10 protein-coding genes are annotated in these 18,224 nt (G+C 49.2%); all 10 read left to right on the top strand.

From position 1 onward, the window contains the following. The 10 genes from BUB37_RS05150 (at position 1) to BUB37_RS05195 (ending at position 18,216) form a co-directional block, all read left to right on the top strand. Positions 1-1,461 carry a DUF1501 domain-containing protein gene (locus tag BUB37_RS05150; protein WP_072989487.1) on the top strand — a complete coding sequence of 487 codons (1,461 nt, stop codon included), beginning with the start codon at positions 1-3 and terminating at the stop codon, positions 1,459-1,461. A gap of 4 nt (positions 1,462-1,465) precedes the next feature. Then, positions 1,466-2,896 (top strand): c-type cytochrome domain-containing protein, encoded by a 1,431-nt coding sequence (locus BUB37_RS05155; RefSeq protein WP_072989490.1) that lies wholly within the window; start codon positions 1,466-1,468, stop codon positions 2,894-2,896. Positions 2,897-3,253: 357 nt separating this feature from the next. Next, on the top strand, positions 3,254-3,787 hold the full coding sequence (locus BUB37_RS05160) for an RNA polymerase sigma factor (RefSeq protein ID WP_072989493.1): 534 nt from the start codon (positions 3,254-3,256) through the stop codon (positions 3,785-3,787). A 204-nt stretch (positions 3,788-3,991) separates the two neighbouring features. After that, positions 3,992-5,191 (top strand): FecR family protein, encoded by a 1,200-nt coding sequence (locus BUB37_RS05165; RefSeq protein WP_139278067.1) that lies wholly within the window; start codon positions 3,992-3,994, stop codon positions 5,189-5,191. A gap of 214 nt (positions 5,192-5,405) precedes the next feature. Beyond that, positions 5,406-8,897 (top strand): TonB-dependent receptor, encoded by a 3,492-nt coding sequence (locus BUB37_RS05170; RefSeq protein WP_072989499.1) that lies wholly within the window; start codon positions 5,406-5,408, stop codon positions 8,895-8,897. Between the two features lie 11 nt (positions 8,898-8,908). Next, positions 8,909-10,618 (top strand): RagB/SusD family nutrient uptake outer membrane protein, encoded by a 1,710-nt coding sequence (locus BUB37_RS05175; protein ID WP_072989503.1) that lies wholly within the window; start codon positions 8,909-8,911, stop codon positions 10,616-10,618. A gap of 448 nt (positions 10,619-11,066) precedes the next feature. Then, positions 11,067-12,587 (top strand): sulfatase family protein, encoded by a 1,521-nt coding sequence (locus BUB37_RS05180; RefSeq protein WP_094766535.1) that lies wholly within the window; start codon positions 11,067-11,069, stop codon positions 12,585-12,587. 26 nt (positions 12,588-12,613) lie between these two features. Then, positions 12,614-14,236 carry an alpha-L-fucosidase gene (locus tag BUB37_RS05185; protein WP_072989506.1) on the top strand — a complete coding sequence of 541 codons (1,623 nt, stop codon included), beginning with the start codon at positions 12,614-12,616 and terminating at the stop codon, positions 14,234-14,236. Between the two features lie 38 nt (positions 14,237-14,274). Further along, positions 14,275-15,870, top strand: a complete 1,596-nt coding sequence (locus BUB37_RS05190) for a sulfatase family protein (RefSeq protein ID WP_072989509.1) — start codon at positions 14,275-14,277, stop codon at positions 15,868-15,870. A gap of 51 nt (positions 15,871-15,921) precedes the next feature. Next, complete coding sequence (locus BUB37_RS05195; protein WP_072989513.1) at positions 15,922-18,216, top strand: glycoside hydrolase family 95 protein; 2,295 nt, start codon at positions 15,922-15,924, stop codon at positions 18,214-18,216. Positions 18,217-18,224 lie beyond the last annotated feature (8 nt).

An 18,224-nucleotide genomic window follows, 5' to 3' on the forward strand; every position in this document is an offset into this window, starting at 1 on the left:
ATGGAAGAAGACAAGAACAAGAAGGAGAATCCGTTAAAGGTAAATAGGCGACATTTCTTTTCGCAGTTAAGCGTGGGTATCGGCTCCTTGGCCTTGGGGTCTTTGTTGATTCCCGACCTGTTCAAGGGAAGGGAAGACAACAGGGCGGCCATGCCCTTGGGTATACCGCATTTTGCCCCTAAGGCGAAGCGGGTCATTTATTTGTTCCAGGCCGGGGCACCTTCGCAATTGGAATCCTTTGATTACAAACCCACTTTGCGCAAACGTATGGGCGAAGATCTGCCCGAGTCCATCCGAAATGGGCAGCGGTTGACGGGAATGACCGCCAATCAAGATAAGTTTCCGCTTATGCCCCCTGCCGTGAATTTCCGTCAGTATGGCCAAAGCGGTACTTGGATCAGCGATTATTTTCCGCATATAGCCAAGATAGCCGACGATATAACCGTTGTCAGGAGTATGCATACCGAAGCCATCAACCATGATCCGGCCATTACCTTTTTTCAAACGGGAAGCCAGATTTCGGGTAGGCCCAGTATGGGGTCGTGGATGAGTTACGGTTTGGGCAGCGAAAATAAAAATCTTCCTTCCTTCGTGGTATTGACTTCCAGGGGAAAGGGCAATAGCCAAGGCCTGTACTCGAAATTGTGGTCGAGTGGCTTTTTGGACTCCAAGCATCAGGGTGTACTGCTGCGATCGGGAAAAGATCCGGTTTTGTACCTGAACGATCCCGACGGGATTTCCCGCTCCGAAAAACGCGATCTCTTGAACGAGGTTTCAGAGCTCAATAAGTTGCATCATGTAGAAACGGGAGACGATGAGATAGAATCGCGGATCGCCCAATATGAAATGGCCTACCGCATGCAGATGTCCGTTCCCGATGTAATGGATATCTCAAAGGAACCCGAATCGATTATTAAGCTGTATGGCGAAGATTGCCAAGTTCCGGGTACCTATGCGGCGAACGCCCTGCAGGCAAGGCGCTTGGCCGAGAACGGGGTACGCTTTATACAATTGTACCACCAAGGATGGGACCAACACGGTAATTTGCCCGATGAAATGGCCGGACAGGCCAAGGACGTGGACCAAGCCTCGGCGGCCTTGGTCATGGACCTCAAACAGCGGGGCATGCTCGAGGATACCTTGGTCGTTTGGGGCGGTGAGTTCGGCCGAGGCAATTACTGCCAAGGCAAGTTCGACCCGGCCAATTATGGGCGCGACCACCACCCACGGGCCTTCAGCATTTGGATGGCCGGGGGAGGGATAAAACCGGGCCTGAACTATGGGCAGACCGATGAGTTCGGGTACAATGTGGTCGAAAATCCGGTACATATCAACGACTTTCACGCTACCCTAATGCACGCCATGGGGCTTGATCACGAGCAATTGACGTACAAATACCAAGGTCGGCGCTTTCGTCTGACCGACGTGGCGGGGAATGTAGTCAAAGACCTTTTAGCTTAAGGGGATGACGTACGCTTCAAAAAGTCGATGGGTCGATTATGCTGTTTTGGCACTGTCGGTCTTCCTTGTTTTTTGCCTTGTCTTTGAATCCTACCTAGAACTTCCGCGATTGGTTTCGTGGCTGGGCCATTGGCACCCGCTCGTGTTGCATTTTCCGATAGTGCTGCTATTGCTCGCCCTTTTTTTGGGGTTGACCGGTAGGCGGGTACCGCCACCCTTGCTCGTGGTGGCCGTGCTTTCGGCCTTGGTTACGGCCATTACCGGCTTTTTTTTGGGAAAGGAAACCGTGGTCAGGGGTAGCCTGCTTGTATGGCATCAATGGCTCGGGGCGGCAGTGGCCTTTGTTTCGGTCGTTTGGTATGCCTTGTCGAATATGGGCTTGGGAAGGGGTATTTTTGCCAAGGTATGGCAGGTAGTACTGCTAGGTCTTATCGCCTTGACAGGTCATTACGGAGGGATGCTTACCCATGGGGAAGATTTTTTGGCCCTGCCGATCGATCCAAAACAGAGAGAAATTCCGGATAACCCGGTTATTTATGGCGATGTGGTCGCCCGAATCTTGAACGATAAGTGCATCTCGTGCCACAACCCGAACAAACAAAAAGGGGAATTGTTGATGACCGATCGCGACGCACTCCTGAAAGGAGGGGAGAGCGGTACTGCCATTGTTCCCGGAAAACCGGGGGAAAGCGAAATGGTCAAACGCCTCCACTTACCCATGGATAACGACGGGCATATGCCCCCCGAGGGGAAAACACCGCTTACCGATACCGAGATCGGTATTTTGGAGCGTTGGATCGCCTTGGGCGCTTCCGATACCTTGCGCCTGTCGGACCTAAAGGAACCCGAACCTTTGATCGGCTTGGTCAAGTCGCTGATGGTACCCGACCCGCTTGACAAGTGGGCGGAGTTCCCGAAAGTGGCCGACACAACCCTGCTTCGTCTGTCGTCCGATTATTTGACCATCAACCGAATGGCCGCCAACGCCGAGGCCTTGAGCGTTGATGTTTATTTGCCTCCCGAGTACGACCCGCAACCTGTGGTCAACCTAAAAAGGGTCGCGGAAAACATAGTGGAACTCGATTTGAGCGGCATACCCATTGGTTCGGAAGAAATCGATTTTATAGCCACCTGTACCCATCTCGAATGGTTGGAACTCGATAAAACACCCATCGGTGACGATGCGATCGAAAAACTGGCCGACCTGAAACAGCTCGGCTTGCTGAAAGTGTATCAAACCTCTATCGGAGATAAGAGCCTTTCGGTATTCAAAAGACTGCCCAACTTAAAAAAACTCTACCTCTGGGATACCGATGTTACCGTCGGGGCCTTGGAAAAATTTAAGGGGGAAGCTCCCCACATGCTTGTCGAAGATGGTATCGATCCCGAAATCGAGGCGTTTTTTATCGCAGGCGATACAACGGTCATAGAGTAAGGTTCCGCATTGCTTTTACAGCACCTTTCTGCAGTAAACAATCAAGCTTTGTCAGCTGTTTTTTTATGGACGGGATAGCCGCCCCACCCATTTTTTTTTGGGCCAAACTGTTGGGAAATAACACCATGGTCGGATGTTAAAAATTGTGCTTTTGGCAAAAAAAATAGAACATGATCGTTTTTTTATTAATTTTAGTCGCTTTTTTGTTGAATAGAGGATAAGGATTTTCGTGCTGGTTTGAGTGTCAATTTTCTACATAATGCAAATAAACCTATCAATCTAAAGGGGGACTATGCGTCCGATCAAGGGCGAACTACTTCCGGGTCTTCCGACTATCAACTTTGGCAGGAATTTAAAATGGGGAATGAGGCGGCCTATTCCACCATATATAAGGATAATGTCCGGTTTTTGTACAGTTACGGACTTAAATTGGTGTCCAACAAGGATTTGGTCAAAGATGCCATACAAGACCTGTTTGTCGAATTGTGGGATTCCAAGGAAAGACTGGGGCAAGTACGTTCGATCAAATCCTATTTGTACAAATCGATCAGGCGGAAATTGATTGCCCAGGCAAGCAAAAAAAGAAAGCGGTTTGCCGATACCAGTGAGTCCGAACTTTTGCGACTCGAAACCCCTTCAACGGAAATCAACTTGATCGAAAAACAGCGTTTCGACGACGAACGCAAGCAATTGCTCAAAACCTTGGGCAAGCTCAACGCCAAACAGCGGGAGATAATACACCTAAAGTATTACGCTAATCTGGGCTACGATGAGATATCGGAGATTATGGGGCTCGACAAAAAAGGGGTGTACAATCTAATGGCCCATACCATTAAGTTGCTGCGGCAATATTTGGTCTCCATTTGCACCATATGGTGGCTCTGTCAATAGAGGCGCCCAAGAACAAGGGCCTTTTCTTTTTTGCACTTGTCTTTTGCTTACTACATTTTGGGTCTTTTTAGGTGACTATAAGTTGTTGTATTTCAATGTGTTTTTGGTTTTTGTCTAAAAAAGGCACATTTTTTTTAAGTAAAAATTATGTTAAGCTTCTCTTACTAAAAAAGCCACGGTCGGTTGGGCTGGCAACAAGGGATAATGAAATACATTAATTATAATATTGAGGATTTTATTACGGACGAATACTTTCAGAAATGGGTGTTGGATTCCGATGCGATGTGCGATAATTTCTGGCAGAATTGGTTGAACGATTATCCTGAGAGGCAAGGGCTTGTCGAAGAGGCGCGCAGGTTCGTGTTGCTGCTGAACGCACAGGAAGAGACGCTTCCGGAGCAGGATTTCAATGCGATGTGGCGAAATATCATCGAGCGGAGGACCGATGCGGCCGGGTATGTGGCAGAAAAGAGGAAATCGAACGGCAAGGTCTTTTTAAGGGCTGCCGCCGTTCTTGTGGGATTGATGGCGACCACTTTGGCCGTTTATTTTATGGGGCAATCCAATACGGCCGTCACCGAGACGCCCGCCCAAATTACCTTGGAGCTTGAAGACGGTACGATAAAGGTTCTCGACGAGATGTCTTCCGATGTGGTTATCCGTTCCGAAGCGGGTGTGGTCAAGCAAGAGAAGAATGTGCTAAAGTACGAAGGGGGGCATTCGAGCGATGAAGTTGTGAAGTACAATCAGCTAACGGTGCCCTATGGAAAGAAATTTGAAGTGGCCCTTTCCGATGGGTCCCATGTTTACCTCAATTCGGGTTCGAAGCTTAAGTATCCCGCCCATTTTATAGCCGGTGAGCCGAGAAACGTGTATTTGGACGGCGAGGCCTATTTCTCGGTGGAGAAGGATAGCGAACGCCCTTTTACCGTTATTACCGACGATATGAAAACCCGCGTATTGGGCACTGAATTCAATGTTTCGAGCTATAAGAACGAAAACAATACCTCAACCGTGCTTGTCGAGGGGAGCGTGCTTGTCTATAATTCGCAGGAAGAACCTACCGAGGCTACGGTTCGGTTGGAACCCGGCCAACGTGCTGTCTTTGAGAACAATGAAATTGCCGTGGGGCAAGTCAACGTCGAAAAATACATAGCTTGGAAGGAAGGAAAGCTGTTTTTTGTAGACGATCCCTTTACCTTGATATTGAAGGAACTGGAGCGGAATTTCAATATCGAGATCGAAAACCGGTACAAGGCCTTGGGGGACAAAAAATTTACGGGAACCTTTGACGAAGAATCGCTGGACCAAATTCTCAGGGTCTGTAGCGAGCACACCCCCTTTCAATATGAAAGACAGGACGACAAGATTGTAATACGCGAGGTAAATAACAATTCGAAATAACACGTGGGCATCAAAGTGGTGCCAACGAACGATCAACCAACTAAAACTAAAATGTCTATGACCTGAAAACAAAAAAAATCGGAAAGTGTTGCAGCACCTTCCGAAAAATTTAAAAGACTCAGTCGCTTAACAACTAAATCTATTCAAAATTATGAAAAAACTAAGGAACACTCCTGAAGGTTGGAAGTATATTTTTCCAAAATTCGATTTGAAAATGAAGTTATCCCTACTGTTCTTGTTTACCACGTTGCTTCAATTGCAGGCAAATGTCGGCTATGCCCAAAACACAAAGATCTCATTGAATCTTAATGATGTTTCGGTGCTCAAGGTGATTTCTGAAATCGAATCGAAATCGGAGTTTAAATTCTTCTACAGCAAGCCCGACATTGTATCGATGGGCCATGTCAGCATAAAGGTCAAGGACCAAAAAATAGAAAACATCCTTAAAAAAATCTTTAAGGGCAATTTGAACTATAAGGTAATCGACAGGCAAATCGTACTGACTCCCATAGGCAAGGACGAGGCGTCGGATGATCCGAAAACGGACCGGACACCGCCTGTTGTGGCACAGAAGCTTCAGGTCAGCGGAGTGGTGGTCGATGGGCAGGGACTGCCATTGGCCGGGGCCAATATCGTTGAAAAAGGTACCACAAATGGGGTGACGGCAAACTTTGACGGTGAATTTACTATCGATCTGAAAGGAAGCGATGCGGTGTTGGTCGTCTCCTACCTGGGTTTCAAGACCAAGGAGGTGGCGGTCAACGGGGCCAGCCAATTGACGGTGACCTTGGTCGAGGATGCGGCTAACTTGGGAGAGGTGGTCGTTGTAGGTTATGGCACCCAGAAGAAAATCAACCTTACGGCTTCGGTATCGCAGATAGACTCCGAGATATTTGAAGACCGGCCCATTGCCAATGTGTCAAGAGGACTGCAAGGTGCGGTGTCGAACTTGGTCATAACCAATTCCGAGGCGGGAGGACAACCCGGTGCGAGCCCGGAAATCAACATCCGTGGTTTTCAGGCCACGGATGCCGACGGTAACCTGTCCAATAGCTCCCCACTAATATTGGTAGACGGTATACGGATGGATTTGAACAATATCGATCCCGAGGACATTGAGTCGGTTTCCGTATTGAAGGATGCGGCGGCAGCTTCCATTTACGGGGCCGAAGCGGCAGGAGGGGCCATCGTAATAACCACCAAGAGCGGAAAAAGCCTGGAAGGGGGAATGCGGGTTACCTACAATACCAATTTTTCGTTGACACGTCCGACCATCTGGCCCGAATCGGTCGACGCCCTTACGTTCGCCTATGTAATGAACGATGCCCGGGAAAATAACAATGCAGGACCCTATTGGGATGAAGAGGCCCTTGAAAGAATTGCCATGAACATGGCCAACCCCGGTAGTGCACCTGCCCTGGTCGATGAAAACAACGATGGCAACTGGGATCAAAGCAGCGCCGGTTTGGGCGCTACCGGAGCCACGGATTGGAAGGACTTCCTGTTTAAGGACTGGGCCGAAAGGACCAAGCACAATTTGAGCATCGCCGGTGGGGATGAGCGGATCAACTATTACATTTCTACCGGGCTGTATAAGGAAGAAGGGCTGTTGAGCGTTGGTTTTGAAGATTTTCAACGACTGAACATGGATGCCAAATTATCGGTCAAACCCAAAGATTGGCTTACGTTGGAACTCTATACCAAGTTGGTGAAAAGCGAGTCGGATTATCCTACCTATACCGGGGCGGGAAGTACCGCAAGAAACACTTCGCGTGTCTTTGATCTATTGTCTAAGATCAAGCCGACATTGCCAACGGTAGACCCCTTTGGGGAGCCTCTTGTTCAGGCCTATTACCCGACTTGGGAAAATCAGCGTTATCAGGCCGAAACGAACCAAATAGTCATATCGCCAAGGGTGGTGGTCGAGCCTATCAAAGACCTGAGGTTTAATTTGCAGTTCAATTATCGGAGAAACAACGATTCCAACACCTATAAGCTACTTACCACCTCGTACCTGAATTCTTTCGGGGAGACGGTTTATGCCACAGATCAAGAATCAACGGTTTACGAACCTACTTTCATAAACCAAGAGTATTTTTCGCCCAACCTGTTTGCGAATTACAACAAAACATTCGGCAAGCACAATATCGATGCCACCATCGGATACCAAAGTCAACTGAACGAATACCATTTGTTGGGCGGAAACACTTCTTATTTGATTACCGACAACGTTGTGTCGTTTAATGCGTCGCTTGGTGAGAACCAGACCGTAGACGAGGCCATTACCCATTGGGCGACCCAAAGTGGGTTCGGTAGGCTTAGGTATAATTACGACGAGAAGTATTTATTCGAGGTCAGTTACCGGGCCGATGGTTCCTCTAGGTTTGAGCCCGATGAACGGGTTGCCGGTTTTGCCTCTTATTCCGCCGGATATAACGTGGCGAAGGAAAATTTTTGGCCTATCGGGGCGATCAGCACGTTTAAGCTAAGGGGGTCGTACGGTACCTTGGGAAACCAGAATGTTGAAGACTATCAGTATTTATCGACTATTCCGATAAATAGCCCGGGTACGGCTTATCTATTCGACGGAAGCCAGGCCATTTTTTCAGGAACGCCGGATCTTTTGAGCAATAGCCTAACATGGGAAACGGTAAAGACTTCCGATTTTGGTGTCGATATCAACGCCTTTGGCAATAAATTGGGCGTTGTTTTCGACTGGTATCGAACCGATGTCGACGGCATACAGGGACCCGGTTTGGACCTGCCGGCCGTTCTCGGTACCTCTTCCCCCAACACCAATATTGGAACGTCGCGAATCGAAGGCTGGGAGTTTGAGGCGACATGGAGGCAAAAGATAAACGAAGACTTTAGTTATAACCTTAGGGCCGTATTGTCCGATTACCAGCGAACCATGATCGAGTACCCCAATGAGACCAACTCCTTGGCACAACCTTACTTTGAAGGGCAAGACCTAGGTGATATTTACGGGTTTACCTGGGCCGGATGGTTTGCCACCGACGATGAATATCAAACCTATGGGGTCGATCAATCCTTTATATCCGGTGATTTTTGGGCGGGTGATACCAAGTATGCCGATCTCGATGGAAACGGGGTGATCGACAGGGGCGCCTATACCTCTGACGATATGGGCGACTGGTCGGTGATCGGGAATACGACACCGAGGTACCAGTATTCGTTTACACTGGGGCTGAATTATAAGAGTTTGGATTTCAATGTATTCGTTCAGGGTATAGGTAAAAGGGATGTACTGGTGTCCAACCACCAGCGCTTCAGGGGTCCTGCACAGGGGCCCTTCCACGCCATGGTTTTTGACGAACATGTAGACTACTTCAGACCCGAGGATACGACGAGTCCACTTGGTCCGAACACCGATGCCTACTTTCCGGCGCCGTACGCCGCCAACCCGGGCCGCAACAATAGGAACTATGCCTATAATGTTGACCGCTATATTCAAAATGGCGCCTATACAAGATTAAAAAGTGTACAGTTGGGTTATACCGTTCCAAAAGAAATCACGAAGGAAATCAATATCAGTAACTTGAGAATATATGTAAGTGGCGAAAACTTGTTCACCAAGTCAGACATGCTGTTCTACGACCCTGAAACAATACCCTCGGGCTATGGTAGTGCGCAATCCTATCCACTTTCCTTGATTATTTCTACCGGTTTAAACCTTTCATTCTAAAAAAAAGAAATATGAAAAATATATTAAAAGTTGCAGTTGTTAGCTTCACATATTTGCTTTTTTCCTGTGAAGACTATTTAGAGCGAAATCCTTTGGACGATATCACCGAAGTCGAATTTTATAAAACGGCCCAAGACTTGGAGACGGCCGTAAACGGATTTTACAATGATCTGCCCTTGCAGCGATGGCAAGGGGCCGGCAATGGTTTTGCCGGTATTCCCGATAACAATTCCGATTTATTGATCGGTGAGTTCGCCACCAATAGGTTTTTGGGTTTGTATACCACACCCACCGATGCCACCAATGCCATATGGAGCTGGGATGAGGTCAGGGAAGTCAATTACTACCTCAGTCAAGTCGATAGGGCAGAAGGTGACGAGGCCGAGCTCAACCAATATATAGGTGAGGGATACTTCTTTAGGGCCTATTATTATTTCGACCTTTTAAAGGATTATGGCGACCTGCCCATCATAGATACCTACATCACCGATACCGATGAGGAGTACCTCTATAAGGCCAGGGACCCCAGAAACGAAGTGGTCGATTTTATACTTTCAGATCTCGATACCGCCATTGGCCTATTGGGGTCTTTTCCGAATGTGGCCGAGCAACGCATTAGTAAGGAGGCCGCCTTGTTCTTAAAGGCGAGGATCGCCCTGTACGAAGGGACATGGGAAAAATACCATAGCGGAACGGTTTTCGGCGTAGAGGGTTCCGACGGGTCTTCTTATTTGCAAATAGCGGCCGATGCGGCAAAAGAGGTTATGGACAGTGGTATATTTGCCTTGCACGACGATTACGGCTCCCTGTTCAACCAGACCGACCTAAGCGGGAACACAGAGATGCTTTTGTGGAGGGAGTACGACTATATCGGTTTGAATATCGGAAACGACCTTCAGATTGGGTGGCCCAACAAATCGTCGTACACCCGGTTTGCCGTTCGTAGCTACCTGTGTACAGATGGAGATCCCATTTCCGTGAGTCCACTGTATGTAGGGGACCAAGATTTGTCAACCCTGGAAAACAATAGGGATCCCAGATTGGCGGCAACCATTATGGTTCCCGGTGATGTGGTCCGAATCGATTCTGACGGTACGGAAACCCTTTTTGCCGCCCCGGTCATAACGGGCCAAAACGCGGCCAGTACCGGATACGAGTCGCAAAAATATAGAAACCCAAATGTAGAACCGTCCTCGAACGAATTTTCTAGAAATACGGCCAAAATAATAATGAGGTATGCCGAATTGTTATTAATCTACGCAGAAGCGAAGGGGGAGTTGGGTACGATAACCCAGTCCGATTTGGATATATCCGTAAACTTGTTGCGAGACAGGGTGGGAATGCCACATATGGTCTTATCGGGAATCACCACCGACCCCGAGTGGCCCAATTATGGCTATGCACTTTCCGATGTTTTGTACGAAATACGAAGGGAGCGCTCCGTAGAGTTGATGGCGGAAGGATTCAGATTGGACGACCTGTTAAGATGGAGGGCACATGAGCTGATCAACAGCGGCCTGCCCAAAGGCGCCTATTTTTATGATGGTATCATTGAAACCATGGCCGATGAATCGGAGGTATATTTGGATGCCGAAGATTATCTAGACCCCTTCCAAAGCGACGGGGCCTATAACTTTGATCCCGACAAGGCCTATCTGAACGCCATTCCATCGAATGAAATAATACTCAATCCCAACCTGACCCAAAACCCAGGATGGTAGTTGTAAAAGAATAGTTTTTGGAAGTTAGTTAGTTTCCCCGAGTTTGTTTTGAGTTGTTGAAAGGGAGGTTGTTCCTCCCTTTTTTCCCTCTTAGAACCGACAGGGAGTCATTGCAAACCATCCAAATACCTGTATTTTTTTGATCGGGCCGTTCAAAGAGCGCCGAAGGCGAAACGCATTACGGTATACGGAAGGATCGCTATGGGTGTATCCATCCCTATTGTGAAAGGCGATTGTAAACTGTGCGACCGTAAAAAAAAAAGGCTTTTATGGAATAAACAGTTGCACAACCTATGGGTGCTGAAAGACATGTCCGGTCGATTACAGCTTTTGGTCAAGAAATGCGGATATAGCGAAGAACTCACCCAAAGGAATTCGGATCGATTTTTAAATGCGCAGGGAATTGGAATTAAGGACACCGAAGAAAGAAAATTGAACCTAAAATTAAATGATCAAACGTACCAAACCCCATTACCAAAACAAGCTTTTACCGCCCATGTTCGTATTGCTTTTCGGGCTTATGACGGGTTGCAAATCCGCAATGCACGGAACTGAAAAGAAAAACAGGCCCAATATATTGATTCTGCTTACCGACGACCAAAGACACACGGCCGTCGGAAGTTTGGGTATCGAGGAAGTTGCCACCCCGGCTATCGACGAGCTGATGGCTGAAGGCGTTTCCTTTACCAATTCGTACATTTTGGGGGCTCCCCACGGGGCCGTGTGCTCTCCTAGCAGGGCCATGTTGATGACAGGGCGCCACTACTTTAATTTGGAGCCGGGCGTGTATGCCCAGTTTTCCGTGGCCGACAGTTTAAGGGGGAAGTCCGACTACCTGACCTTTCCCGAATACTTCAAGGCCAATGGTTATCGCACCTTTGCTACCGGTAAACAGCACAATGGCAAACCATGGGTAGAAAGGGGCTTTGATCAAGGAAAATCGCTTTATTTGGGAGGTATGACCAAACATTTTGGTGCAAAAGTCAGGGACTTCGACAAAGAAAGGGGATGGTCGAAGCCCTATGCCGATACCGAAAAATTCTCGAGTGAGCTTTTTGCCGATGCCGCGGTGGATTTTTTAAGGAACGATACCTCGGAAAGTCCGTTTTTAATGTACGTGGCCTTTACGGCCCCACATGATCCCAGAACGGCACCTGAAGAATACCACGCCATGTACCCCGTGGAAGAGACCGAGCTTCCTGAAAACTTTATGGAAGAGCACCCTTTCCCCATTGCGGACATGCGGATAAGGGATGAAAAACTGGCCGCTTTTCCACGTACCCGCAAAGAGGTCAAAAAACACATATCCGATTATCACGCCATGGTTACGGCAACCGATACCCAGATAAGACGCGTGTTAGACGGCTTAAAAGCCTCGGGCAAGGCCGATAACACCATAATCGTTTTTTCCGGTGACAATGGCCTTGCGGTAGGGCAACACGGACTCATGGGCAAGCAGAGCGTCTATGAACACAGCGTTAAGGTACCCTTGGTCTTTGTAGGGCCCGGCATACCCAAGAATGTAAAGAAGGAAGCCTTTGCCTATCTGCACGATGTTTTTCCAACCCTTTGCGGCTTGGTAGGAATCGATGTTCCCGAGTCTGTCCAAACCGAGAACCTGGCCCCGGTCTTGTTGGGGAAGGAAGCACAGGTCAGGAAGTCTATACTCTACGCCTACAACGCTTGGCCGGGCGATAAAAAACCCGGTCAGAGGGGTGCCCACCGGGCCGTGCGAAAAGGGGACTATAAACTGATAGTGAGTAGCAAGGACGGCGAACTTACCCATCAACTTTTTAATGTAAGTAAAGACCCTTGGGAACTGGAAAACCTTGCTACAGCTCCCGAATTTCGGAACATAAAATCCGATTTGCTGATTGAACTGAAGTCCTTGATCCAAAAGACGGGCGATCCGGCCGATTTGGACAGGGATATGTTCGGACTGTACGACTCAAACATGACGCGACCATGATAAAACCTAGGTACATACCAAGTAGGATGAGATTGTGTTTTGCAAAAGGCCTTATCGTTGTCCTTGCCCTGTGCTCGGCTAACCTCCGTGGCCAAGAAGACCGAAGGGAACTGGAATGGGAAGAACTCGCAGAGATCTATTCCTGCCCAGAGTGGTTCCGCGATGCCAAGTTCGGGATCTGGTTCCACTGGGGCCCCCAAAGCGTTCCCGAACAGGGCGGCGGTTGGTATGCCCGGCATATGTACATGCAAGATGTGGGCAAGCAGGTATTCGGTAAAATGGCCAATCCCTACCATTTAAAAACCTACGGCCACCCTTCGGAATTCGGGTACAAGGACATTATTAATTTATGGAAGGCCGAAAACTTCAATGCCGAAGAACTCATTGCCTTTTCTAAGAGGAACGGGGCCAAGTATATCGTGGCCCTGGCCAACCACCACGACCATTTCGATCTGTTCAATTCGACATACCACCCGTGGAATTCGGTCAATGTGGGCCCCAAAAGGGACATTATCAAAGCCTTTGCCGATGCTGCCCGGGCCGCCCATTTAAAATTCGGGCTCACGAGTCACGACAATCGGCATCTAGAATGGTGGAAGCCGGCTTTCGGTGCCGATGAAAGCGGGCCGTACAAAGGCGTTCCCTACGATGGCAGGCTGACCAAGGCCGATGGAAAGGGCCAATGGTGGGAAGGTTTGGATCCTGCGGACCTCTATGGGCCCGTGCCGGAAAACAGGACCCCCGAAGTTATCGAGGCCATAAAGGAAAATTGGGAAAAACGCCATTTTCAGTTGGTCGATACCTACCGGCCGGATCTGCTATACTACGACGGCGGTCGGTTTTCCTATGGCCTGCACGGCAAAGCGGTCAGTAGGCGCTTGTACAACAACAGCCTTGCCGAAAACGGGCGTATTGAGGCCGTCATGTTGTTAAAGGGACGGGTGCCGGGTACGGTCAACGAAGTGGAAAGTGGCGGAAGCAACACCCTGCGCAAAGAACCTTGGCAGTCCGAAATTACCTTTACCGATTGGTTCTACAAGAAAGACAGGCATCTGGCCCATAACGCCCGGACCATCTTGGAAATGCTGATCGATGCCGTAAGCAAAAACGGCAACCTGCTCTTGAATATCGAGCTCCATCCCGATGGTACCATTCCCGCCGAACAGAAAGTAATCGTCGATATCGTTGGTGACTGGTTGAAGGTGAACGGGGAGGCCATCTACGGAACCCGGCCGTGGAATGTTTACGGGGACGGGGTTAGTGTACGGGGCGGTCGCTCGCTAACCGCCAATGGCGAAATACGGAATGTAGACGAAAACGCCGCAACCATGAAGCATAAGGGCGAGCATTACAACCAAAGGACAACCGCTTCGCCGGAGTACGCCAGCGACGAGGTGCGCTTTACGACCAAGGGCAAGGCCTTTTATATCATTGCACTTAACCCCAAATCGGGAAGCCTCTTCATACCCACGCTCGGCCTGGGCAAGGCGACCAATCCCGGGAAACTCAAGTCCTTGGTGCGATTGGATACCCAAGACAAGGTAAGGTTCGAACAAACGGATCGGGGAACGGAGATCCATATGCCCGTTGGTAATGGAAGAAGCTATCCTTTGGCCTTTAAAGCGGAATTTAAGCATGTAAAGTTTTAAATTCGATCTTAAATATAAACATGACCAATAAGCCAACTATGAGAAAACTAAAAGAAAGAAAAGGAATTGCCCTCTTCTGTGCAATAGCCTTGATATTGATATCCTGTAAGGAAAAGGCAGCGGAAGAGGTGTCCAGCGAAGAAGAACGCCCCAACATTCTTTTTATTATGGCCGACGACCATACCTCACAGGCCTGGGGCATTTACGGCGGTATTTTGGAAGATTATGTCCATACCCCCAATATTAAACGCCTGGCCGCGGAAGGTACGGTACTTGAAAATTGCCTGGTGTCGAACTCCATCTGCACCCCGAGCAGGGCAACGATACTTACGGGACAGTATAGCCATGTAAACGGGGTAACTACCTTGGGGGCCGGACTCTCCCCCGAGCACAATAACATTGCCAAGGAGCTGCAGAAAGGAGGCTATCAAACGTCGGTAATCGGCAAATGGCACCTAAAACAAGAACCGGCAGGTTTTGACTACTACTGTGTGTTGCCGGGACAGGGCGAGTACTGGAACCCTAGGTTGAAAACCAAGGAAAACTGGGAAGATTACTATGGTGGCGGAAAAACTTACGAGGGTTTCAGTACCGATATTATTGCCGACAAGACCATCGAGTGGATAGAAAATCGCGACAAGTCGAAGCCCTTTATGGCCATGTGCCACTTTAAGGCTACCCACGAGCCCTTTGATTATCCCAAGCGCTTTAGCCATTTGTATCGCGATGTCGATATACCCGTGCCCGATTCGTTTTACGATAAGGGCCCTGAAACAACCGGCCGTTCCTTTGTGGGCCAGTCGGTAGACAACCTAAAGAAAAGATATCTGGCGGCAACGGCAGACCCATCGTTGAGAAAGGACTTTATGAACTACCCCGAGCTTCCCTTTTCGGTAGACGGACTTACGGACGATGAGGCGAGGTACAAGACCTACCAAAAATATGTCAAGGATTTTATGCGTTGCGGTGCGGCGGCCGATGACAATATTGGCAAGTTGCTCGATTATTTGGATGCGGCCGGACTCGCCGAAAACACCATCGTTATCTATACCGCCGATCAAGGCTACTTTCTCGGCGAGCACGGTTGGTTCGACAAACGCTTGATATTCGAAGAATCCATTCATATGCCTTTTGTGATCCGATACCCTAAGGAGGTCAGGGCAGGGGCCAGGAACAAGGATTTGATCGAGAACGCCGATTTCTCGGCCCTCTTCGCCGATTATGCCGGTATCGACTACCCCGAAACCATGCAAGGGCGGAGTTTTAGGGAAAACCTCAAGGGAAACACGCCCGACGATTGGCGCAAATACGGGTATTATAGGTATTGGGACCATTCAAAGGACCGGCCCGGCCATTTTGGTATTAGGGGAGAGCGGTACAAGTTGGCCTTCTTTTACGGAAACGGTCTAAAATCGAATAACTATACCCCCGAGAACCAGCCTACGCAATTTTGGGATTTTTACGACCTGAAAGAAGACCCGAACGAGCTGCACAATGCCTATAAAGATCCCAAGTACCAAGACATCATTGCGGGGATGAAAGCCGAAATTCTGGCCCAGCGCGAAGCCTTGGGGGATACCGACCAAGACAATCCCGAAGTACTTGAAATCATTAAGGCCCATTGGAATGATTAGGCGAGAAGTTTGTGGCTTCGGTAATTGTAAATCAGCTTACTTGGATACAACATGAAAACTTTACGATTAATTACGTTAACATGCGCTTTTGTCGTTGGCCCTATTGTGGTGTCGGCACAAGATAATATGAAGCTGTCGTACGATAGACCTGCCGTGGAGTGGACGGAAGCCTTGCCTGTGGGTAACGGCAGTTTGGGGGCCATGGTCTTTGGCGGGGTCGAAAAAGAACACCTTCAGTTCAACGAAGAGACACTTTGGGCCGGAAAACCCCACAATTATGCCCATAAGGGAGCGGCCGAACACTTGGCCGAAATCAGGAGCTTGCTGTCCGAAGGCAAGCAGATAGAGGCGCAAAACCTGGCGACCGAAGAGTTCATGAGCGTGCCCTTAAGGCAGGTGCCCTACCAACCTTTTGGTGACCTGTACCTCGGGTTTCCCGATCATAAAAATTATACCGCTTACCATAGGGAGTTGGACTTGTCGAATGCGGTAAGTACCGTTTCCTATCAAGTAGATGGGGTCAATTATAAACGCGAGGTTTTTTCCAGCTACCCCGACCAGATCTTGGCGGTACATGTCACGGCCGACAAATCGAGGGCCTTGGGCTTTGAGGTGTGGATGGATGCCCTACACGAAAAAAAGGAGGTCGTTACATCGGCCTCGTCCCAAACCCTTAAGGTGAAGGTAAAAGACGGGGCCTTAAGGGGCGTGGCAAGCTTTAAGGTGCAGACCGATGGGGAAATAACGACCTCGAAAGGCAGGCTTAAGATATCCAATGCCTCCTGGGCCGACATTTACCTAAGCGCAGCGACCAACTATGTCGATTTCAACGACGTTTCGGGCGAACCGGAAAAGGAGGTTGAGGCAATTTTGGGCAAAGTTGACGGAGTTGGGTTTAAGGCCGTAAAGGAGCGGCACATAAGCGATTACCGTTCGCTCTACGATCGCTTTAAAATCGACCTTGGCGATAACGGGCGGTCAACGACTACCACCGACAGGCGCATCTACGATTTTTGGAAGGACCCCAATGATCCGCAGCTCGTGGCCCTGTATGTGCAGTACGCAAGATATTTGCTCATCGCCAGCAGTCGTCCGGGTACCAAGCCGGCAACCTTGCAGGGCATTTGGAACCCGAAGTTGAATCCGCCGTGGTTCAGCAGCTATACCACCAATATCAATGTGGAGATGAATTATTGGCCTGCCGAGGTAGCCAACCTGGGCGAATGCCACGAACCCCTGTTTTCGTTGGTCGAAGACCTGTCACAAACCGGTAAGTCCGTGGCCAGGGAGCACTATAACGCCGATGGGTGGATCGCCCACCACAACGTGGATATCTGGCGCGGGGCGGCACCGGTAAATGCCTCCAATCACGGAATATGGTTGGGCGGCGGGGCCTGGTTAAGTTCCCACATTTGGGAGCATTACCTTTTTACCTTGGACAAGGAATTCTTAAAGGAATATTTCCCGATCATCAAAGAATCCGCCTTGTTCTACTCCCAGTTTTTGTACGAAGATCCAAAAACGGGCTATTTGATCAGTTCCCCGTCGAATTCCCCCGAAATAGGAGGATTGGTGGCAGGGCCGACCATGGACCATCAATTGATCAGGGCCTTGTTCCGATCGGTAATCGAGGCCTCCGCTATTTTGGGTAAAGACCAAGCCTTTGCCGAAGGGCTGAAGGAAATGTTGCCCAAGATTGCGCCCAACAAAATAGGGAAACACGGGCAGTTGCAGGAATGGATGGAAGACAAGGACGACCCCGACAACCATCACAGGCACGTTTCGCATTTGTGGGCCGTGCATCCTGGTAACGAGATCAACTGGGAAGATACGCCCGAATTGATGAAGGCGGCAAGACAATCTCTGGAATACAGGGGGGATAACGGTACGGGCTGGAGCCTGGCTTGGAAAATAAATTTCTGGTCGAGGTTTAAGGATGGCAACAGGGCCTATAGTTTAATGCACAGGCTTTTGAGTCCGGCCGAGGAGCCCTCTAGAAAAATTAGGGGAGGATCCTACCCCAATCTCTTCGATGCCCACCCGCCATTTCAAATAGACGGAAATTTTGGCGGTGCCGCCGGAATTTTGGAAATGTTGGTGCAAAGCCACTTGGGTAAAATAGAACTTTTGCCCGCCTTGCCCGATGCCTTGCCCAAGGGCCAAGTTGCGGGTTTGATGGCAAGGGGCGGATTTGAGATTTCCATGGCGTGGAAAGATTCCCGTTTGGAATCCGTCGAGGTGCTTTCCAAAAAGGGTGCCGATTGTACCTTGCAATATAAAGGCAAGGTCGTTGAATTCAAGACTGTGGCCGGCAAAAAGTATAAGTTTAACGGCGAGCTGAAATAGCCGCAAAA

This window comes from Pseudozobellia thermophila (assembly GCF_900141855.1).
GTDB classification, from domain to species: Bacteria; Bacteroidota; Bacteroidia; order Flavobacteriales; family Flavobacteriaceae; genus Pseudozobellia; species Pseudozobellia thermophila.

What these genes read in the sequence shown, in the direction of transcription:
- BUB37_RS05150 (WP_072989487.1), top strand. Translation starts at nt 1, where the DNA reads ATGGAAGAAGACAAGAACAAGAAGGAGAATCCGTTAAAGGTAAATAGG.
- BUB37_RS05155 (WP_072989490.1), top strand. Translation starts at nt 1,466, where the DNA reads ATGACGTACGCTTCAAAAAGTCGATGGGTCGATTATGCTGTTTTGGCA.
- BUB37_RS05160 (WP_072989493.1), top strand. Translation starts at nt 3,254, where the DNA reads ATGGGGAATGAGGCGGCCTATTCCACCATATATAAGGATAATGTCCGG.
- BUB37_RS05165 (WP_139278067.1), top strand. Translation starts at nt 3,992, where the DNA reads ATGAAATACATTAATTATAATATTGAGGATTTTATTACGGACGAATAC.
- BUB37_RS05170 (WP_072989499.1), top strand. Translation starts at nt 5,406, where the DNA reads ATGAAGTTATCCCTACTGTTCTTGTTTACCACGTTGCTTCAATTGCAG.
- BUB37_RS05175 (WP_072989503.1), top strand. Translation starts at nt 8,909, where the DNA reads ATGAAAAATATATTAAAAGTTGCAGTTGTTAGCTTCACATATTTGCTT.
- BUB37_RS05180 (WP_094766535.1), top strand. Translation starts at nt 11,067, where the DNA reads ATGATCAAACGTACCAAACCCCATTACCAAAACAAGCTTTTACCGCCC.
- BUB37_RS05185 (WP_072989506.1), top strand. Translation starts at nt 12,614, where the DNA reads ATGAGATTGTGTTTTGCAAAAGGCCTTATCGTTGTCCTTGCCCTGTGC.
- BUB37_RS05190 (WP_072989509.1), top strand. Translation starts at nt 14,275, where the DNA reads ATGAGAAAACTAAAAGAAAGAAAAGGAATTGCCCTCTTCTGTGCAATA.
- BUB37_RS05195 (WP_072989513.1), top strand. Translation starts at nt 15,922, where the DNA reads ATGAAAACTTTACGATTAATTACGTTAACATGCGCTTTTGTCGTTGGC.